Raw genomic sequence first — 20193 nt, forward strand, 5'->3', positions numbered from 1 at the left:
TCATATGAAATCTATAACATATGACCCATTCTTATCTTCTTAGTGTTAAGATAAAATCCATCATAAGCTGTCTTTTCCATTTTAATTGGAATTCTTTTACTTATCTTCATTCCAAAATCAGATAACTGGTATACCTTATCCGGATTGTTGGTAAGCAGACGTAATGTCTTAGCACCCAGATCCTTTAATATCTGTGCTCCAATGTAGTATTCTCTCATATCTCCTGGAAATCCAAGGGCAAGATTAGCATCAAGCGTATCCATTCCTTCGTCCTGAAGTGCATATGCCTTAAGCTTATTAACAAGACCTATGCCTCTGCCTTCCTGCCGCATATATAGCAGTATTCCTCTGCCTTCCTCATTAATCTGTGTCATAGCCGCCGCAAACTGCTGTCCGCAGTCACATTTTAATGAACCAAAAGCATCACCTGTAAGACACTCTGAATGAACCCTGCACAAAAGGTCTTCTCCATTACCAACATCACCTTTTACTAAAGCAACGTGATGTTCTCCATTTAATTTATTAATGTAACAATGTGCAACAAATTCTCCATATTTTGTAGGCATTTTAGTTACTGCCACACACTCTACAAGCTTTTCGTTGCATTTTCTGTATTCCTGAATTGCCTTTATTGTTATGAATTTTAAATTCCATTTTCTGGCAAGTTCAATGAGGTCGTTCTTTCTCATCATTGTGCCATCATCTTTCATAATCTCACAGCATAAGCCACATTCTTTAAGTCCTGCAATCCTCATCAAATCAACTGTTGCTTCTGTGTGTCCGTTTCTTTCAAGAACTCCATTCTTCCTTGCAATAAGTGGAAAATTGTGTCCCGGTCTTCTAAAGTCCTCCGGCTTGGCATCATCACTTACTACCATTCTTGTTGTATAGGCTCTTTCTTTTGCAGATATCCCTGTAGTTGTATCAACATGGTCTATTGATACTGTAAATGCTGTTTCGTGGTTATCTGTATTGTCTGCTACCATATGTGGGAAATATAGCTTTTTGCTTATCTCCTCACTCATTGGCATACATATAAGACCTTTTCCATATGTTGCCATAAAATTAACATTTTCTGTTGTTGCAAACTCAGCGGCACATATGAAATCACCTTCATTCTCCCTGTCCTCATCATCTGTGACAAGTATAATCTTACCTGCTTTTAAATCTTCAACTGCTTCTTCTACTGTGTTAAACTCAAACATATATCCTCCTTTTTAAAATCCATATTTACCAAGAAACTCTCTTGTTATCCCTGATGTATTCTGTCTTTGTGATGACTGTGCTTTTACTGACACATCCTGCCTTGTGGATATCTCGCCCAGTCCATCCGCTGTTACATCAAGACTTTCGCCTGTCTGTAACAATCTTTTTATGTATTTCCCTACAATATCATTCTCAAGATTGACACAATCGTTGATTCTACGCTGTGATAATGTTGTCACCTGCCTTGTATGGGGAATTACAGATACTTTAAAACTATCATCATTAACCCCTGCTACAGTAAGGCTTATTCCATCAATTGTTATTGAACCTTTTGGAACTATTAACTGCATAATCTCTTTACCTGCATTAATTGTGTACCAGACAGCGTTATCATCCTTGCTTATCTTTGTTATTCTGCCAACACCATCTATATGTCCACTTACTATATGTCCGCCAAATCTGCCATTAGCTGGCATTGCTCTTTCAAGATTAACAGCCATTCCTGCCCGCAGATTTCCAAGTGATGACTTATTAATAGTTTCGTGCATAACATCTGCACTGAACTGTTTACTGCCAATTGACGTTACTGTCAGGCACACGCCATTAACTGCTATACTGTCACCTATATTGGTTCCCCAAAGAATATCTGATGCACTTATAGTTATAATCTGAGAAAATGCGTGTCTTTGAACAGATACTATATGTCCGATTTCTTCAACAATTCCTGTAAACAATTATATACACCTCACTTTCCCCTCAATTAATATATCCTTTCCCAATCTTGTAACCGTATAATCATCAAGCTCATATGCTTTATCGGGAGTATCAACACCAATTCCACCTACTGGTGAAAGAGCATTTACACCACCCAATACTTTAGGTGCTATATAAGCCTGTATTCTGTCTACCATACCACTTGCCAGAACACTCCAGTTAAGTGTCGCTCCACCCTCGCACACAATACTGTCTATGCCAAGCTGTCCTAGCTTTATTATCAGTTCTTTTATATCTATATGAGAATTATTATCATTATCATTTTTATTGACATATATAAGTTTACAGCCTGCCTCAGTGTATTTCCTGCACTTATCATCGTCTTTGCAGCTTGTAGCTATATATGTTGTGTACAGCTTCGCACTCCGTACAATATTGCAATCAAGCGGTGTCCTGAGATTAGTATCACATATTACTCTTGCCGGCTGGTTGATATTAACAATATCTTTACTGCGGCACGTCAACATAGGATTGTCCTTTATAACAGTTTCAACACCAACCATTACGGCTGAATATCTATGCCTGTCCATATGAACTTTATTTCTTGCTGTTTCCCCTGTTATCCACTGTGACAATCCTGTATGCGTTGCAATCTTTCCGTCCAGGGACTGTGCATACTTTAATATCACATATGGCTTTTTTTCTTTTATGTAATTAAAAAATACATAATTAAGGCTTTTACATTCCTCACTACACACAAGCTTGTCATCAACAGTTATGTTATGTTCTCTTAAAATATCCACGCCTTTCCCTGCAACTAATGGGTTAGGGTCATAAGAACCTATCACCACTCTTTTTATTCCCGCCTCAATAATTGCATTAACACAGGGTGGCTGTTTACCATAATGACAGCATGGCTCAAGTGTCACATATATCGTTGCACCACTCACATCCTCATTTGCACTGGCAAGTGCTTCTCTCTCTGCGTGAAGTCCACCATATTTCTTATGGTACCCTTCTCCTATTATCCTGCCGCCTTTAACAATAACTGCACCGACAAGCGGATTAGGATTAGTCCAGCCTGTTCCTTTCTTAGCCAGCTCAACAGCCCTTAGCATATATTCTTCATCTGTCATTGCCATAATATTACCCGCCTTCTTTCTCTAATAAATGTATATAATGGGCTTTTCATTCTTAAAATATCAATAAAAAAGCCCTGAGAATAATCTTCCCAGGGCTTAAATAACTATATAATACATATTCTGCAAATATCAATAGCTAATACAGTTATAATAGCTTAATAATATTATTATCATAATACATTATCTTAATATATGCTTAACAACGATTATCTAATTAAATATATCAACTTTACTTCTTCCATCCAGACTGTAACTGTCGGCACTGGAATTCCACCAGTTCGTGCATAATGCTCGCGGGCTTTACCGCCGGTAGGGAATGACACCCTGCCCTGAAGTATTATTTAATTCTTTTATAAAATAGCACAATAGAACTAATAATTCAATAGTCTTTTGAACATTAATTTACAACATTTAATTTATAACATTAATTTTACAGCTTATATTTTATAATTTAAAATCTCTGCTGTCTAACACAATAGTGAATGGTCCGTCATTTTCAAGACTTACTTTCATATCCGCACCGAATTCACCCGTTTCTACCTTTGCAACTCTTTCCCTGCACAATGCTACGAATTTCTCGTATAACTCATTGGCAAGATCCGGCTCACAGGCGTGTACAAAGCTTGGTCTGTTGCCTTTCCTGCAATCTGCATATAATGTAAACTGGCTTACAATAAGCATTTCTCCACCTACATCATTAATTGAGAGATTAGTCTTTCCATTCTCATCTGCGAATATTCTCATTTTGCATATTTTATCAGCAAATGGCACAAGCATATCCTCTGTGTCACCCTCGCCTGCACCAAACAGTATAAGATAGCCTTTGCCTATGCTTCCTATAACATTACCATCAACTTTTACACTTGCTGAATTAACTCTTTGTATAACGAATTTCATTATATTTCTCCATTTTAACAGTATCTAAATGTATTTCTAAAATATTCTTTCTATATATATTAAATATCTGATTAACTATACAATCTGTTCTATTTAACTCTGTACTTTCTCTTATCCGCTAACATTTCCTTTATTACCACTGGATGGAATAATAATAACATTGGAAATAATTCAAGTCGTCCTGCAAGCATATCAAATACTATAACTATCTTGCTTAATATGCCAAAATGTCCAAAGTTATGTGTTGGACCTGCAAGTTCAAGACCTGGTCCAATGTTATTAATTGTAGCCGCTACCGCTGTAAAGTTAGTTGTCAGATCTTTTCCTTCTAATGAAACAAGGAATACTGATACAACAAATGTTAATATAAATGTTATCATATACACATTTACAGAACGTATAACCTCGTGTTCAACCGGTTTTCCTTCAACCTTAATCTTCTTTACGCTCCTAGGGTGGATATAAGAGTTAAGCTCTTTAATAATTGTCTTAATAAGTATTACAAATCTTGAAACCTTAATACCACCGCCTGTACTTCCCGCACATGCACCAACAAACATAAGCAATACAAGTATTGTTTTTGATGTCTGTGGCCACAAGTTAAAGTCTGTCGTTGAAAATCCTGTTGTCGTTATAATTGAACCAACCTGAAATGCCGACTTGGTAATTGCATCCCATACACCAGAACACATAGAATAAATATTAATTGTGACAGCTGTAATTGCTGCTAATATAATTCCAAAATATGCCCTTACTTCTTCCATACTAAGTGCTTTCTTAATACTTCCAAAGAACAGCAGATAGTAAGCATTAAAGTTCACACCAAACAGTATCATAAATATCGTGACAATCCACTGTATAGCCACAGAATAACTGCCTATACTGTCATTTTTAATACCAAAACCACCTGTACCAGCTGTTGCAAATGATGTATTAACCGCATCAAACACCGGCATCTTAGCCATAACAAGTATTATGAATTCCAGTAATGTAAGTCCAAAATATATAATATAAAGTATTCTTGCTGTATGTCTTACCTTCGGTACAAGCTTACCAACTGATGGTCCCGGACTTTCTGCCCTCATAAGATTAATATTAGAACCACCACTGAGTGGCACAATCGCAATAATAAATACAAGAACACCCATACCACCTATCCAGTGTGTAAAGCTTCTCCAAATAATACTGCAATGTGACAGGCTCTCAACATCACTTAATATACTAGCACCAGTCGTTGTAAAACCTGAAACTGTTTCAAATAAAGCATCAATAAACGATGGAATCTCTCCAGTTATCATAAATGGAAATGAACCTACAATTCCCATAAGTATCCAGCTTAAAGATGTCGCTATACAGCCCTCTTTAAGATATATAATATAATCTTTAGGCTTCCTTATTGTCAGAAGCATACCTGCAATAAGACTTAATACTGCTACAATTACATACGCAATTCCCTGACTTTCGTGATATATAAGTGCAACAAGACAAGGAAGTGCCATAAGCACTCCCTCTGTTTTAAGTATGCAACCCAGAATGTATATAATCATTGTTCTATTCATATCTATTTTACCTGCTTACACCTATCTTACAATATCATCAATACCTGTAAATCCTGTATTCTTAGTTACTATCATTACTGTATCGCCGTCTTCAATCTCATCATTACCTGTAGGAATGATAATATGTCCATTGTGGTTGATAAATGAGATAAGGACATCTTTCTTTAACTTCAGATCCTTAATAGGTACTCCAGATACCTTTGAATTCTCCTCAACAATGAATTCAATTGCCTCAACCCTTGAATCAAACATATGATAAAGAGTCTCTATATTACTGCCCATTGAATTCTTCTTGGCTCTTACATATGCAATAATTGCTTCTGATGTAATATATTTAGGATATACAAGGCTTCCAAGATCAAGATTATTAATAACCTGCTTATAATTAACCCTGTTAATCTTAGTTACAACCTTAGCCTTTGATACCTGCTTTGCATAAAGTGTCAGCATAATATTTTCTTCATCTATTCCTGTAAGTGGAATGAATGACTGAACTGTTTCTATACCTTCTTCCTTCAATATATCCGGGTCTGTGCCGTCACCATTAATAATTATAGCTTTAGGAAGCTTAACACTTAAGCTTTCACAGTTCTCTTTTTCCTTTTCAATAATCTTTACTGAGATGCCCATATTAAGAAGTTCTTTAGCAAGATAATATGCTGCCTTGCTTGCACCTATAATCATAGTATCCTTAACCTGCCTGGTTGCTAAGCCTATCTGCTTAAGAAAATCTCTTGCAATATGACGTTCTGAAACAAATGAAACTACATCGCCTGACTGAAGCACGAAATCACCGTTAGGCATATATACTTCTCCGTTTCTTTCAACTGCGCATATAAGAATATCATTAGTAATATTCTTACCAAGATAAGCTAAGCTAAGCCCATTCAGAAGATTACCCTCTGGTACTTTGAATTTGACAAGCTCTGCCTGTCCATGTGCAAATGAATTAACCTCAAGTGCAGTTGGAAGATATAATATACGTGCAACCTCTCTTGCCGCTTCAAGCTCAGGATTTATTATAAGGGCAAGACCTAACTGCTCTCTTAAATAGCCTGTTTCCTCACTGTAATCCGGTGTACGGACTCTTGCTATTGCTGCACATTTGCCAACTCTCTTGGCTACTGTACAACATAAAAGGTTAAGCTCGTCCGAATCTGTAACCGCAATAATAAGATCTGTTTCTTCAATACCAGCTTCCATCTGTGTTGAATAGCTTGCTCCGTTACCCACAAGTCCCATAACATCATAGGTATTGGTAATATCCTGTATCTTCTCTGCTTTCTTATCTATAACAGTTATATCATGTCCTTCTTTACTTAACTGGTCAACAAGGTTCGCACCTACCTTGCCACAGCCTACTATTATGATTTTTAAGCCATTTTCCTTCTTACTTAATCCAAACATAATATCTCCATTCGTGCCTTTTCAAAGTACGCCCATCATGGCTAAGCACTTATCTCCATTCTCTAATTATAAAGCCTTCTTTATTGCCTCAAAGAGGTCATCATATTCTTCAAATGCTTCAAGCTGTGGATAATCTGCCTTAATCTGGTCAGTTGTTCTGAATAGGAAACCTGCCTTACTAGCCTGAATCATACCTAAATCGTTGTGGCTGTCACCACTGGCAATTGTTTCAAAGCCAACAGACTGAAGTGCTTTAACTGTTGAAAGCTTAGACTGTTCACAACGCATTTTAAAGCCTGTAATTGTTCCGTCCTTAGCTACTTCAAGAGTATTACAGAATATAGTCGGCCAGCCGAGCTTCTTCATAAGAGGTGCTGCAAACTGTGTAAATGTATCACTAATAATAATAACCTGTGTTGTTTCTCTTAACTTATCAAGGAATTCCTTAGCTCCTGGAAGTGGATCTATCTTTGCAATAGTTTCCTGTATCTCTTTAAGTCCAAGACCGTGTTCCTTAAGAATTCCAAGTCTCCAGTTCATAAGCTTGTCATAATCTGGTTCGTCTCTTGTTGTTCTTGTAAGCTCTGGAATACCGCTTTCCTTTGCAAATGCAATCCAGATTTCTGGAACTAATACTCCTTCAAGATCTAAACATACTATATTCATACTCATATTTGCCCTCATTTCCGTGTAGTATACACATTTTCTAAATAATATCAAGATTGGATTATAACACAATAATCTTAATTGGTGAACACCTTTTAACATATAAGCTTACAATATAAGCTTTATTTGGCTAGTTTTGCTATAAGCTCAAGATTGTCCGGTATATGTATGTGCTGTGGACAATTCTTCTCACATCTGTGACATTTAATGCAGTCTGAAGCCTTTCCCTTATTATATATAAGCCTCTGATAATACATATTGGAAAAATTGTCATTAATGCAATAATTATTATAAAGTGCAAACAGTCCTGGAATATTAATATTCTTAGGACATACCTCCATACAATATCCACAGGAAGTACAAGGAATTGCTGTTCTTTTGTTAATTATTGCTACAACCTCTTTAAGAAGCTCCTTTTCCTTATCGTTAAGCGGCTGAGGTCTTGCCATAATCTTAGTATTGTCAAGCACCTGCTCACAATTGCTCATTCCACTAAGCACCATAAACACACCATCAAGATTAGCTGCAAACCTTAAAGCATACGAAGCTGGCGAGGCTTCCTTGTTATATTCCCTTAAAATATTCTCTGCTTCCTTTGGAAGATTCGCCAGTGTCCCGCCCTTAACAGACTCCATTACAGCTATTGGCTTATTATGCCTTCTTGCTGTTTCATAACATAACCTTGACTGGATAATATCATTTTCCCAATCAAGATAATTAATCTGAAGCTGAACAAAATCAACTTCCGGGTGATTGGTTAATATCATATCAAGGAACTGTGCATCATCGTGAAATGAGAATCCGAAATTCTTAATCTTACCCTCGGCTTTCATCTTCTTAGCGAATTCAAATCCACCCCACTTGTCCGTATTATAATATCTGTCCCTGCCCATATTGTGCATAAGGTAGTAATCAAAATATCCAACGCCTGTCTTTTCAAGCTGTTTATTAAAATATAACGGATACTCCTCACCTGATTTTATAAGCACTGTAGGCATTTTATCGGCAAATACATACTTGTCCCTGTCATATCTGTCAACCAAAGCTTCCTTTAACGCTGTTTCTGACATCTGGTCGTGATACGGAAATGCAGTATCAAAATATGTAAATCCTGCTTCCATATATATATCAACCATACGCTTTAACTCGTCCATATCAATTGACTGTTTATCATCTGGATTGATTAACGGAAGCCTCATCGCTCCAAATCCGAATCTATTCATTGTAATTCTCTCCTGATTGTTAATTCTCTTTTGATATTTTATTTTCTTATACTATTTATCTTTTCTTATTTTACTTAATTCTATTGTGCTGTTATTGCTATAAATAACCGTATATACAACCACAATGTTAGTCAACTCTCTTATTGCCCCAGAAGAATAATGCAACTGTTCCAGGTCCTGTGTGGCTTCCTATTGTTGTACCTATATTATTAATCTCCACCCTGCCGTTAAGCTTAGGGAATTTCTCCTCTATAAGCTTTGCAACAGCTTCTGCATCTTTTCTGCACGCTGACATTGATATGTAGCATTTTCCATCGTAATCAAGTCCATTTTCGGCATTATTAATCATCTTATCAACAGTTGCTGCAATAACCTTCTTCTTAGTACGGATTTTTTCTCTAGGTATAAGCTTTCCCTCAAAATTAACATTGAGCAGTGGGCATATATTAAGAAGATTACCCACGAAACCTGACACCTTTGACACTCTTCCACCTTTTATAAAAAATGTAAGATCTGTCGTAAAGAACCAGTGATTAACCTTTAATCTGTTCTCAATAACCCAGTCCTTTAACTCATCTATACCCATACCTTCATCTTTTAAATCAGCAACCTTGTCCATAAGAAGCCCGTATCCGGATGAAGCTGCAAGAGAATCAATTACATATATCTTTCTGTCTGGATATTTCTCTTTAAGTGTTTCCGCCGCTATATTAGCAGAATTAATTGTTCCGGATATGCCTGATGAAAGTGTAAGATGAAGTATATCTTTTCCTTCTTTTAAGAATTCTTCAAAATATGCCTCATATTCCTCCGCATTTATCTGTGATGTTTTAGTATCAGCACCTTCTGACATAGCCTTATAGAAATCATCCAAATTCATTGTCTTCCCTAAATCATCCATATAAGCTGCTCCATCCAGCTCATAATGGAAGCATATGTAATGTATATCTCTCTTATTAAAATGTTCCTCTGTTAAATCTGCTGTAGAACAACACGAAATAATATAATCACTCATAACTAAGCCTCCATACATATTATAAATATTTGTATACACAGTAATTTTATTATATATCATATCTTATGTCCATTGATTTATTATATTTAATCTGATATTATTATTCTTAATAAACATTTGATTAATTATAAGGTCAGCAGCCATAAACCTGCCTTATTTAACGAGGATAAATATATGCTTACATATTCTTTTAATAATAGAAACAAAAAAAGCCTTTACGAATACCTGTACACCTGTATTAAAGATGATATTATATCCGGCAAATTAACACCCGATACAAAGCTCCCTTCCAAAAGAGATTTTGCCAAAAATCACGGAATAAGCGTCGTAACTGTTGAAAATGCCTACGGACAGCTTCTTGCAGAAGGTTACATATATTCACTTCCTAAGAAGGGATTTTATGTATCGGAGATTAATAATAATTACAATACCACAGGTAATCATTCTTTTAAGAATACCGCTTTCAATAATATTTCAAGCAGTAACCAGCCTTACAATGTGAATAATAATGCTCGTGCTTCCCTGGAAAATACTGGTGCTCCCCTGGAAAATGCAGCTGTCAACCTTGTATACAGCCACACCCCTAAAGATAATTTTCCATTTTCAGTATGGGCAAAACTTATGCGTCAGGTACTTACATATGAGGGCGATGATGCACTCAATGTTCCACCCACAGGTGGCGTTATGAAACTGCGCCGTGCCATTGCACATCATCTATATGAATTCAGGGGAATTACAGTAAATCCTGAGCAGATTATTATTGGTGCTGGAACTGAATATTTATATGGGCTTATCGTTCAGCTTCTTGGACGTGACCTTGCCTACGGACTTGAAAATCCAAGTTCCAGAAAAATCGTAAATATATACCGCTCATTAGGTGTCAAGGTCAACGCACTTGATATGGATGATGAAGGTGTAATACCTGACAGCATTGGACTTGCGAATTCCCAGATAATACAGATATCTCCGTCACACCATTTTCCTACTGGTATAGTTACATCTATAAGCAGAAGATATGGTCTGTTACAATGGGCTAACAACTCGCACGGCAGATACATAATAGAGGACGACTACGACAGTGAATTCCGACTTCAGGGAAAGCCAATACCATCACTCTTTTCAATCGATGCCACAGACAAGGTAATATATTTTAATACATTTACAAAAAGCCTTGCCTCAACTATAAGAATTAGTTATATGGTTCTTCCTGTGCCGCTCCTTGAACGCTTCAAACAGCAGCTTGGCTTCTATGCCTGTACAGTATCTAACTTTGAACAATATACTCTGGCACATTTTATTGAAGACGGCTTTCTTGATAAACACATTAACCGTATGCGCAATCATTACCGTGACATAAGGGATAATCTTATAGGTCTGCTTATGAAAAGCAGTATCAAAGACCGTATTAATATATACGAGGAAAATTCGGGACTGCATTTTCTCCTAAAATACGACACAGAATTAACTGATGAGCAGCTAAAGCAAAAAGCCAGCAAGAAAGGACTTCTCATATCATTTCTTTCTGACTATATAACTGGAAACAGCTATTCACCTGATAATTATTCGCATATAGCAATTGTCAACTACTCTGGAATATCTATGAACGATGTCGCTATTACTGCGAAATTGCTTGAAGAAATATGCTTATAAATAATTACTTAATGCAATACATATTGGTGGAAGAAATCTAATAATAATAAATATTCTCTTATAAAAATAATGGTGTCACACGAATGAACTATTCACTGCCTTACTAACATTAAATAATTCATTTTATGTGACACCTTGTTATTATTCAGAATAAAACCTATAACATCCACGTCCCGATTTCTTGGCTTCATATAACGCTTTATCTGCACACTGGTACATATTATAATAATGTAAACCACAATTAACAGATAAGCTTATCCCCATACTTACGCTTATCTTATAACCATCGTACTCATCTGTTACATAATTAAATATTCTCTTCACGATATCTTCGATATTATCGCTGTCTTTATATTCAATATATACAACGAACTCATCGCCTCCATACCTTATCGCTATATCCTGATCTTCCCTTGTACATTCTGCTAATCTCTTGGCAACATATTGTATAACACAGTCGCCAAAATAATGGCCATAAGTATCATTAACTAATTTAAACGAGTCTATATCAAATATAACAAATGCCGAATACATATGAGCACTGTTGTCAATCCTGCTCTTTATAAGCAATTCTCCAGTAACGTGATTATAAAGGCCTGTAAGCAGGTCAAGTGATGCCTGCTTTTCCAGACGTTGTTTCAAATATTCCTGTCTATATCTTTCTGTAACATTTCTTAAGCTTATAATTCCTAAAATATCATCTGTAAGCTTGTCCTTTGACAGATATATAGACTTATCAATCCACATCTCCGTATCCTGTGTATCCATTGTCCTGTAATCAATAGATACAGTAGTATTACCATTATTAAATAGCTCGATAATCTTCTTTGACGTCGCAAGCTTTAAATAATCTTCAATTGTATCCTTGGAAACCCTTTTCTGCCACCTTCTGCAATATTCATCATAAGAACTAGATGTACTAATACCTACTGTATCAAGTGCACTATACATTTTATTATTCTTTCGCTGATATATGCCATTTTCTATTGTATCTTTTGAAAAATTAACCTGATACATAACAATTGACTCTGACATAAGTGCGTCTTTATACTGCTCTGTTGTCTGCAAAAGCTTTCTAAGTTCAGCATTTTTACGCTTTATTATCTCATAATATTCATATCTGTGTGATACATCACGTTCTGTCACTGTTATCTGGTTAAATGTCTTATCATACATAAGTGTCACTAATATCCACTTATATTTACCATCATACATAAGTCTTACATCAAGCTTTTTATTAAACTCATCGTTACTGCCAAAGCCTTTAACTGCCTCTACTGATATTAAATCCAACAGCCTGCCTCTGTCCTCATAATGACACCTGTCAATCATTGTTTGAACCCACTGTTCTAACTCTACATTACTGTCTTTCTTAAACTTATTACCCCTATTATAAATACATAGAACACTATCATTATCAATATCAATCTGATAAATCCCCTCATATTGGGTTGACAGCATTGTAAGTATTCTGTCTTCCAGCTCTAAATCATTCTCCATTGAAGTTCTCCATTCCAGCACTGTACACCAACAGCACTTGTTTAACTTGCAAGAAACAAGCTTTTATTCTTCATTATTATTCGACCATTTTCTACAAAACTCTTAATTGAATATACAATAGCACATATTGGAGAAAATGTCACGCTGGCATTTAATGTTTTAATGGGACTTACTATAGAATTTTATAACATTAAATTTCCTATTATATAAAAACTGCCGCCAGTGTAATACTGACGGCAGTAATAATACCTTATTAATCTATTGATTAATATAAGCTATCCAATTAACTGTACCATTAATTCTGATACTGTATACTACTCATATACCAGCTTATGATTAACCGAAGTATCTCTTTAAAAGACCTTCAAATGCCTTACCATGTCTAGCCTCATCCCTAGCCATCTCATGAACTGTGTCGTGGATTGCATCAAGATTAGCAGCCTTAGCTCTCTTAGCAAGGTCAACCTTACCTGCTGTAGCTCCATTTTCAGCTTCTACTCTCATCTCAAGGTTCTTCTTAGTGCTGTCTGTTACAACTTCACCGAGAAGCTCTGCGAACTTAGCTGCGTGTTCAGCTTCTTCCCAAGCTGCCTTTTCATAGTAAAGACCTACTTCTGGATAACCTTCTCTGTGAGCAACTCTAGCCATAGCAAGATACATACCAACTTCTGAACATTCTCCATTGAAGTTAGCTCTTAAATCTTCAATAATATCTTCGCTTACTCCCTTAGCAACTCCTACAACGTGCTCAGCAGCCCATACCTTGTCATCTCCCTGAGCTAAGAACTTGTCTGCTGGTGCCTTACATACTGGACAGACATAATCTGCTGGAAGTGACTCTCCTTCATAAACATAACCGCATACTGTACATACATACTTCATAATCTTAATCTCCTTTTCTTGTTTAATTTATTAAAAATAGTAATTATTACTGTTTGTGAGTTTAATATAACACTGTTTATTTCCTTTGTCAAGCAAAATAGTAATAATTCCTATTAATATTTTTACTTATCTATACACTCAGGACATTCTCCATAGAAAAATGTCACATTTCCCTGAATTGTACCATCAAAATTCTTTGCCGCCGCTTCATTAAAATTCTTCTCAACTTCCCTTGAGTCAAAGTTCAAATCCATAACTTTGCCACAATTCACACATTGAAAATGGTAATGTGGGTTCACGTTGCCATCAAAATGCACCGAACCATCACTACACGGCACTTTCATAGCCATTCCATTGTCTACAAGGAATGTAAGATTTCTGTATACAGTTCCAAGACTTATGTTAGGAAACTCTTTACTGACATTATCATACACAACCTCTGCCGTAGGGTGGTCTTTTCTTGACATCAAAAAGCTCCTGATTGCATCTCTTTGTCTGCTTCTTTTTACTGTTGCCATATTGTAACTCCTCTATTCAAATTACATTAAATTAATATTGTCATTATATACTGTTACTTGTTTAATATTTTATATGTACATAATATCCATTTGATAAATCACGCTCATTATTGGATTTAAATCAAAAATGATACACCAATAATAGTAACAACTACTAATATTAGTGTATCATTTTCTATCAAAAAGTCAACTTATTTTTACTATATTATTTTTATAATATTATTATGCAAGCTTTGTTTTTATTTATGCCTTCATCATTCCAGACATAATACAGCTTCCCTTTGCACCACACTCTTGTACTTCCTGCCTGCGGCTGCCATCTATGTTAATTCCACCAATGGCATATACCGGAATATTAACATTTTCGCATACTGCTTTCAGAAATTCCAGGCCTCTTGGTGGAACACCTCTTTTACAATCCGTACTATATATATGTCCTGCCGTAATGTATGAAGCACCAAGTTCTGCCGCTTCGACAGCTTCCTGAACGGAATGGATTGAACAACCTTTTATAGCTACATTACTATCTTTAAGCTGACTATGATATTTTCTTAGATTATCAATTGACAAATGTATAGCATTAATGCCAGTCTTTTCTGCCACTGCAACATAAGTATGCAATATCAGTCTTACGTTATATTTCTTACAGACCGAATACACATCTGCAGCAAGTGCAGCATATTCAGCATCACTTAGATCCTTCTCTCTTAGAATAACAGCTGCTGGATAAAGCTTGCATACTCTTTCTATCTGTTCTAAAAATGGTCTGTCACAAAGCCTGCGGTTAGTAATTGCAATCACGTCCTGCATAATTCCTAATCTCCTTAATCTTAATCAGCCACAGTATATATAGTCACTCATAACTGGTTGAAGTCCGATTTTTACAAGGTCATCATATACCTGCTTAACATCTCTTCCGTCTGATATTTCAAACTGCTCATCGCCTCTGTCTTTTTCTTCAATATCTTCTGAATGGCTTCCTATGCCCGTACTTACACCTGCTGATATTTTAGTTGCCGCTATATTCATAAGATTATCACGCACACGTGCACACTCTCTTGTAGATACTGTTATACTGGCAAATGGCATAAATAATCTGTATGCTGTTACGACCTGCAATAACTGTGCTTCGTGTACATCTTTAGGATTAATTCTGTCATTATTGATTATTGGACGTAATCTTGGACAAGAAAATGCTATCTCTGCCTGTGGGTATTTGCGCTGTAATAAATATGCGTGCATACCTGTAGCAAAAGCATCTTTTCTGAAATCATCAAGTCCTAAAAGTGCAGCAAAACCAACTCCTCTCATACCTCCCTTTAATGCACGTTCCTGTGCATTAAGCCTGTATGGGAATACTCTCTTATGTCCTGCAAGATGAAGTGTCTCATATTTGTCTGAATTGTAGGTTTCCTGAAATACAGTTACATAGTCAGCACCACATTTATGAAGATAAGCATACTCATCTGAATTCATAGGATATACTTCAAGTCCAACAACCTTGAAATATTTTCTTGCTATTTTACAGGCTTCTCCTATGTATTCCACACTTGACATTTTCTTACTTTCACCTGTAAGAATAAGTATCTCCTGCAAGCCTGACCTTGCAATTGCTTCCATCTCTTCTTCTATTTCCTGTGCATTAAGTTTGGCTCTCTTAATCTTGTTGTGGCAGTTAAAACCACAGTATATACAGTAATTCTCGCAGTAATTAGCAATATATATAGGTGTAAAAAAGCATATAGAATTACCAAAATGTCTTTCTTTCTCATCCTTGGCTGCCTCTGCCATCTGTTCAAGATATGGAAGTGCAGCTGGTGATAAAAGAGCAGCAAAATCCTCTGGTGTCCTGTTGCTTTTATTGATAGCATTAAGAACATCCTTTGCTGTATATTTATCGTAGTCATAATTGTTCATAGCATCTATAACTTTTTGCTGTATATCTGACTCAAGTACTTCCATATCTGGAAGATATTCCATATGGTTAGTTCTGTTTTTCTTCAAATCTTCTCTTATTTCATCACTCAATATACTTTCATTGATGTGCATATCTTTGCTGTCGCTCATAATTATCCTCGTTTCTGTAATCTATTGCATTATTATTCGTGTATATAGCCCGTTAATGGAGATGATGCACTTGCACCGTCCTTCTTTACTCTTCCAAGGCCTGAAAGATAAGCTTCACGTCCTGCATTTATTGCATTCTTAAATGCTGATGCCATCGCTGGAATATCTCCTGCTGTCGCTATAGCTGTATTAGCCATCACCGCAGCTGCACCCATTTCCATAACTTCACATGCCTGTGATGGACGACCTATACCTGCATCTACAATAATTGGAAGGTCAATTTCGTCAATAAGTATCTGTATAAAATCTTTAGTGCATACACCTCTGTTAGAACCAATTGGTGCTGCAAGCGGCATAATACAGGCAGCTCCTGCATTCTGCATATCTCTTGCTGCATTAAGGTCTGGATACATATATGGCATTACTACAAAGCCTTCTTTGGCAAGTATCTCTGTTGCTTTAGCTGTTTCGTAGTTGTCTGGAAGAAGATATTTAGTATCTCTTATAACTTCTATCTTAACCATATCACTGTGGCATAATTCTCTTGAAAGTCTTGCAATTCTTACAGCTTCTTCTGCATTTCTTGCACCTGATGTGTTAGGGAGAAGCTTTACATTTTCTGGAATATAATCAAGAATATTGGCAATTCCGCCATCGTTGGCTCTTCTTAGTGCAAGTGTTACTATCTGTGCTTCTGCCTGTTTTACGGCGGCGTCTATTAATTCAAGGGAATATTTTCCTGAGCCTAAGATAAATCTTGATGTAAATTCGTATTTTCCTAATTTGAATGTGTCGTTGTTGTTCATTGTTTTGTCCTCTTTTCTTTTTGGTTATTTATTGGTAGGGGGGGTGGGGTGGGGTTAATGACGGAAGGTTATTGACCGCCACCCATAAATGTCAGGATTTCTAAGGTGTCATCGGGTGACAGGGTTGTGGTGGGGTAGGAGTCTTTCGGGATTATGACCTCGTTGAGTTCGACTACTACATGGATCGGGTTGTAGTTGTGGGTGGTGAGGAAGGTGGTGATTGTGGTTGATGTAGGGATTTGGGTGGGTTTGCCGTTGAATTTTATTGTTATCATTGCTGGTCCTTCTTTCTTTGGGGATTGGGAGAGTGAATTTTTTTTTGGAGTGTAGGACGGACGACATTTGGAAGCTTCGCTTCCTCTGTCTGGGAGTTGCTGACTGAGGGATGGGGAATTAGCCTTGTCGGACGACATTTGGAAGCTTCGCTTCCTCTGTCTGCGGGTCGCTGACTGAGGGGATAAGGTTTGCTGGGTGGCGTCCCTCCACTGTTTTTGCGTGAGTAGCGCGTTCCAGAGCTTCGCTCTGTCACTGTCGCGGTGCTCCTCGAATACGCTAACAAAGCCTCTTGCTCACTTCTGCAAGCAGAGTTCGGCAAGTGTCTTTGTTAGTGTATTCTCATCGCTACTCACGCAAAAAAGAGTTCACGAAAGGAAGCGCCGGTGGTGGTGCTCCCCTTCGTGAACTCTTTGAAATTCACTCTATTTGTTTTTTATTTAATTGTTTATTACTATATCACTTGTTGGAATATTTTGCAACATTAATCTTCTTTGTTGGTGATTTCGTCTATTAATTCTATGGACTCTTTTATCATATTATCGCAATGTTCCTTCTTTACTCCGCCTTTCCGGGCGTTGTTTCTTAGAAGGTCTACGCAATCTGTTAAGCCATCGTGGTTGGCGGCTATTCTTTTTCTGAATTCTGTTATTACGGCAGGGGAGTCTATTCCTTTTGCACCTAATACCATAAGAGCACTTGTTATTGCTCCACAAGTGCCGCCGCATTTCATTCCGCCACCAAAGTTACAGCCTATTGCTGCTGCCTGCTGTTCGGTCATTCCTAATTCATCGGCGTAGGCTCTCATTATTGTCTGGGCACAGTTGCTTACCATCGGGGTTTCATTTCTTAACTGCATTGCTTTATCTATATGTCTATTCATTGATTGTCCTCCAATTACATTTTAGAATATTTAGTAAGTATTTCCTCAATCTGCATATTTATGCTTTCAGGAAATGTTCCTGAATTATTATCAGAAATTTTTATCCAAAAGTCAAGATTCTTGTATTTCACATTGTGTCTTGTGTTGTTCTTATCCTGCCTGGTGGCAATCTGGACTTTTACCTGTGCTCTTTTTTGTTCAAGAAGTGGAATTATTATGTAATATAGCCTGTCGTCCCTGAATGATATATAGCCTGCGGCATTTCCCGATTTAGTCTTTAAATATAGACGGTGATTTTTAAGTGATTGTGGGTATAGTGTCATACCTGCCCGTAAAAATGGGGCATTAGCTTGTATTTCAAGCATTGAGTCTATATAAAATGTCTGTGCATTATTCTGCTTTACCGGTGTGATAAGTTCATTAAGTGTGTAGGTTGCATCTATATACTGCTGGGCTAAAAGGTATGCAAGCTGTGCTTTTATAACTGCCCTGCTTGTATCCGATATGCTTCCTTTCCTTCTGTTATCTATACCTGATAACAGCTTATCACTGCTTTCTGATATACTCTTTATGAATAATGAAAAATCTTCTTCTGACGTCCAGATATATTTGCCTTTTGCTATAACAAAGCTTCCGGTAATATTTCCTCTTGCACCTTCTGCATAATGATATATATTACGGCTTGTATACGCATTATCATTAACAGGTGCATCCCAATTACCGCCATCGGAAGCATATGAATTATAGTCCTGATAATATTCTCCATCATATGTGTACTCTGATGAATAATTATCATCGCTGGAATTATTGAAATAACCGGACATTTTATTATCAGATAAATTCTTAATAATAATTGAATATGCCTCATTAATCTCCTGCGCACTATATTGATATGTATTCTTCCCTGACTTTAATGAATCGGGATGCACCTTTAACATCAGTTTTCTATATTTTTTCTTAATCGCTTTTATATCAGTGCCTTTTGATACTGCTAATATTTTATATGCCTGTTCTACACTCATTTTCATAGGGTTATCCTGATATGCTCTTTCTATTGGTTACGCATTTATCAACTCATTAAATTAACTATTGTAAGCCATAAATGTTTAGATTACGCATATGATAACACATACTTAGTTAAGCGTATATGTTTTTAAATCAAATTTCTTCTGAATAAAATCCACAAGATACTCAGCTGTACCCTCAACGCCCAAAGAGCTGCTGTCTATCATTATAGTCTTGTGCTTAGGGTCTGATGGAAGAAATCCTGCATAGTGCATATGGTAATTATCTCTTGCCTCATCTACTGACCTTATCATCTTCTTGGCTTCTTCTTCGCTTAAATGCAGATCATTCACACAGTTCTTAACTCTCTGTTCATATGGAGCATAAATGTATATATGCACCGCATTTTCTTCATCAGAAAGGACAAAATCTGAACAACGTCCAACTATTATACAGCTTTCTCTCTCAACTAAGAATTTCATAATATTCTGCTGGGCTTCAAATATTCTGTCCTGCTCTGTGCTTGACTGTGTTCCAAGAGGATACATCATTCTCTTATATGAATTAGTTGATGTCTTCTTAACCTTTTCTTCAAGTTCATCTATCTGTGATACTGGAAGATTAAGCTTCTTAGCTGCCTGCTCCACTATATCCCTGTCATAATATTCAACTCCAAGCTTCTTACTCATAAGCTTGGCTATTGGACGTCCAAGGCTGCCAAACTGCCTTGCTATTGTAACAACATATTTCTTATCACTCATAACTGCCTCCATTCTGAAA

At 36.6% G+C, this 20193-nt stretch carries 20 protein-coding genes and 1 riboswitch; of the genes, 1 reads left to right on the top strand and 19 read right to left on the bottom strand.

Annotated features, from left to right (window positions below):
* Window positions 1-11: 11 nt before the first annotated feature.
* The 9 genes from BM157_RS01480 to BM157_RS01520 form a co-directional block, all read right to left on the bottom strand.
* Entirely contained in the window at window positions 12-1205 is a 1194-nt protein-coding gene (locus tag BM157_RS01480; protein ID WP_055306357.1) for a bifunctional 3,4-dihydroxy-2-butanone-4-phosphate synthase/GTP cyclohydrolase II, read from the bottom strand.
* A gap of 12 nt (window positions 1206-1217) precedes the next feature.
* The gene (locus BM157_RS01485) at window positions 1218-1940 is read right to left on the bottom strand and encodes a riboflavin synthase (RefSeq protein WP_090139681.1); all 723 of its coding nucleotides are present in this window, start codon (window positions 1938-1940) and stop codon (window positions 1218-1220) included.
* On the bottom strand, window positions 1941-3056 hold the full coding sequence (gene ribD, locus BM157_RS01490) for a bifunctional diaminohydroxyphosphoribosylaminopyrimidine deaminase/5-amino-6-(5-phosphoribosylamino)uracil reductase RibD (protein WP_439655298.1): 1116 nt from the start codon (window positions 3054-3056) through the stop codon (window positions 1941-1943).
* 232 nt (window positions 3057-3288) lie between these two features.
* A riboswitch (FMN riboswitch) is annotated at window positions 3289-3403 on the bottom strand.
* A 103-nt stretch (window positions 3404-3506) separates the two neighbouring features.
* Window positions 3507-3959 carry a D-aminoacyl-tRNA deacylase gene (gene dtd / locus BM157_RS01495; RefSeq protein WP_055175825.1) on the bottom strand — a complete coding sequence of 151 codons (453 nt, stop codon included), beginning with the start codon at window positions 3957-3959 and terminating at the stop codon, window positions 3507-3509.
* 89 nt (window positions 3960-4048) lie between these two features.
* Entirely contained in the window at window positions 4049-5518 is a 1470-nt protein-coding gene (locus BM157_RS01500) for a TrkH family potassium uptake protein (RefSeq protein ID WP_090139683.1), read from the bottom strand.
* Window positions 5519-5539: 21 nt separating this feature from the next.
* Window positions 5540-6925 carry a Trk system potassium transporter TrkA gene (trkA, locus tag BM157_RS01505; protein WP_055175831.1) on the bottom strand — a complete coding sequence of 462 codons (1386 nt, stop codon included), beginning with the start codon at window positions 6923-6925 and terminating at the stop codon, window positions 5540-5542.
* 66 nt (window positions 6926-6991) lie between these two features.
* A complete protein-coding gene (gene thrH, locus BM157_RS01510; RefSeq protein ID WP_055175941.1) occupies window positions 6992-7591 on the bottom strand; it encodes a bifunctional phosphoserine phosphatase/homoserine phosphotransferase ThrH in 600 nt (199 codons plus the stop codon).
* A gap of 122 nt (window positions 7592-7713) precedes the next feature.
* On the bottom strand, window positions 7714-8814 hold the full coding sequence (locus BM157_RS01515; protein WP_318255728.1) for an aldo/keto reductase: 1101 nt from the start codon (window positions 8812-8814) through the stop codon (window positions 7714-7716).
* Between the two features lie 127 nt (window positions 8815-8941).
* Complete coding sequence (locus tag BM157_RS01520; protein WP_090139688.1) at window positions 8942-9829, bottom strand: DegV family protein; 888 nt, start codon at window positions 9827-9829, stop codon at window positions 8942-8944.
* A gap of 174 nt (window positions 9830-10003) precedes the next feature.
* On the opposite strand from BM157_RS01520, the gene pdxR reads away from it, so the two are divergent.
* Window positions 10004-11479: a MocR-like pyridoxine biosynthesis transcription factor PdxR gene (pdxR, locus tag BM157_RS01525; RefSeq protein ID WP_090139690.1), complete on the top strand. Its 1476-nt coding sequence runs from the start codon at window positions 10004-10006 to the stop codon at window positions 11477-11479.
* Between the two features lie 141 nt (window positions 11480-11620).
* On the opposite strand, the gene BM157_RS01530 is transcribed toward pdxR, so the two are convergent.
* The 10 genes from BM157_RS01530 to BM157_RS01575 all read right to left on the bottom strand — a co-directional run bounded on the left by BM157_RS01530 (window position 11621) and on the right by BM157_RS01575 (window position 20174).
* The gene (locus BM157_RS01530) at window positions 11621-12979 is read right to left on the bottom strand and encodes a GGDEF domain-containing protein (RefSeq protein WP_090139692.1); all 1359 of its coding nucleotides are present in this window, start codon (window positions 12977-12979) and stop codon (window positions 11621-11623) included.
* A gap of 336 nt (window positions 12980-13315) precedes the next feature.
* Window positions 13316-13864, bottom strand: a complete 549-nt coding sequence (locus BM157_RS01535; RefSeq protein WP_055175846.1) for a rubredoxin-like domain-containing protein — start codon at window positions 13862-13864, stop codon at window positions 13316-13318.
* A 119-nt stretch (window positions 13865-13983) separates the two neighbouring features.
* Window positions 13984-14379, bottom strand: a complete 396-nt coding sequence (locus BM157_RS01540; protein WP_090139694.1) for a Fur family transcriptional regulator — start codon at window positions 14377-14379, stop codon at window positions 13984-13986.
* 243 nt (window positions 14380-14622) lie between these two features.
* Window positions 14623-15189, bottom strand: coding sequence for a thiamine phosphate synthase (locus tag BM157_RS01545; RefSeq protein WP_022501875.1), 567 nt, complete (start codon window positions 15187-15189; stop codon window positions 14623-14625).
* Between the two features lie 24 nt (window positions 15190-15213).
* The gene (gene thiH, locus BM157_RS01550) at window positions 15214-16446 is read right to left on the bottom strand and encodes a 2-iminoacetate synthase ThiH (protein ID WP_022501876.1); all 1233 of its coding nucleotides are present in this window, start codon (window positions 16444-16446) and stop codon (window positions 15214-15216) included.
* Window positions 16447-16478: 32 nt separating this feature from the next.
* Entirely contained in the window at window positions 16479-17252 is a 774-nt protein-coding gene (locus BM157_RS01555) for a thiazole synthase (protein ID WP_022501877.1), read from the bottom strand.
* Between the two features lie 68 nt (window positions 17253-17320).
* Window positions 17321-17527 carry a sulfur carrier protein ThiS gene (gene thiS / locus BM157_RS01560; protein WP_090139719.1) on the bottom strand — a complete coding sequence of 69 codons (207 nt, stop codon included), beginning with the start codon at window positions 17525-17527 and terminating at the stop codon, window positions 17321-17323.
* Between the two features lie 482 nt (window positions 17528-18009).
* Entirely contained in the window at window positions 18010-18408 is a 399-nt protein-coding gene (locus BM157_RS01565) for a C-GCAxxG-C-C family protein (protein WP_022502753.1), read from the bottom strand.
* A gap of 14 nt (window positions 18409-18422) precedes the next feature.
* Window positions 18423-19436, bottom strand: a complete 1014-nt coding sequence (locus BM157_RS01570; RefSeq protein ID WP_090139696.1) for a J domain-containing protein — start codon at window positions 19434-19436, stop codon at window positions 18423-18425.
* Between the two features lie 105 nt (window positions 19437-19541).
* Window positions 19542-20174, bottom strand: a complete 633-nt coding sequence (locus tag BM157_RS01575; protein WP_022502755.1) for a cytidylate kinase-like family protein — start codon at window positions 20172-20174, stop codon at window positions 19542-19544.
* Window positions 20175-20193 lie beyond the last annotated feature (19 nt).

The sequence above is a fragment of the [Lactobacillus] rogosae genome (assembly GCA_900112995.1).
Classification (GTDB): Bacteria; Bacillota; Clostridia; order Lachnospirales; family Lachnospiraceae; genus Lachnospira; species Lachnospira rogosae.

Excerpts from the sequence above, each read along its gene's own strand:
- BM157_RS01575 (WP_022502755.1), bottom strand. The coding sequence starts at position 20,174 with ATGAGTGATAAGAAATATGTTGTTACAATAGCAAGGCAGTTTGGCAGC.
- ribD (WP_439655298.1), bottom strand. The coding sequence starts at position 3,056 with ATGACAGATGAAGAATATATGCTAAGGGCTGTTGAGCTGGCTAAGAAA.
- BM157_RS01565 (WP_022502753.1), bottom strand. The coding sequence starts at position 18,408 with ATGAATAGACATATAGATAAAGCAATGCAGTTAAGAAATGAAACCCCG.
- BM157_RS01530 (WP_090139692.1), bottom strand. The coding sequence starts at position 12,979 with ATGGAGAATGATTTAGAGCTGGAAGACAGAATACTTACAATGCTGTCA.
- BM157_RS01520 (WP_090139688.1), bottom strand. The coding sequence starts at position 9,829 with ATGAGTGATTATATTATTTCGTGTTGTTCTACAGCAGATTTAACAGAG.
- pdxR (WP_090139690.1), top strand. The coding sequence starts at position 10,004 with ATGCTTACATATTCTTTTAATAATAGAAACAAAAAAAGCCTTTACGAA.
- BM157_RS01570 (WP_090139696.1), bottom strand. The coding sequence starts at position 19,436 with ATGAAAATGAGTGTAGAACAGGCATATAAAATATTAGCAGTATCAAAA.
- trkA (WP_055175831.1), bottom strand. The coding sequence starts at position 6,925 with ATGTTTGGATTAAGTAAGAAGGAAAATGGCTTAAAAATCATAATAGTA.
- dtd (WP_055175825.1), bottom strand. The coding sequence starts at position 3,959 with ATGAAATTCGTTATACAAAGAGTTAATTCAGCAAGTGTAAAAGTTGAT.
- BM157_RS01500 (WP_090139683.1), bottom strand. The coding sequence starts at position 5,518 with ATGAATAGAACAATGATTATATACATTCTGGGTTGCATACTTAAAACA.
- BM157_RS01515 (WP_318255728.1), bottom strand. The coding sequence starts at position 8,814 with ATGAATAGATTCGGATTTGGAGCGATGAGGCTTCCGTTAATCAATCCA.
- BM157_RS01540 (WP_090139694.1), bottom strand. The coding sequence starts at position 14,379 with ATGGCAACAGTAAAAAGAAGCAGACAAAGAGATGCAATCAGGAGCTTT.
- BM157_RS01555 (WP_022501877.1), bottom strand. The coding sequence starts at position 17,252 with ATGAACAACAACGACACATTCAAATTAGGAAAATACGAATTTACATCA.
- thiS (WP_090139719.1), bottom strand. The coding sequence starts at position 17,527 with ATGATAACAATAAAATTCAACGGCAAACCCACCCAAATCCCTACATCA.
- BM157_RS01545 (WP_022501875.1), bottom strand. The coding sequence starts at position 15,189 with ATGCAGGACGTGATTGCAATTACTAACCGCAGGCTTTGTGACAGACCA.
- thiH (WP_022501876.1), bottom strand. The coding sequence starts at position 16,446 with ATGAGCGACAGCAAAGATATGCACATCAATGAAAGTATATTGAGTGAT.
- thrH (WP_055175941.1), bottom strand. The coding sequence starts at position 7,591 with ATGAATATAGTATGTTTAGATCTTGAAGGAGTATTAGTTCCAGAAATC.
- BM157_RS01480 (WP_055306357.1), bottom strand. The coding sequence starts at position 1,205 with ATGTTTGAGTTTAACACAGTAGAAGAAGCAGTTGAAGATTTAAAAGCA.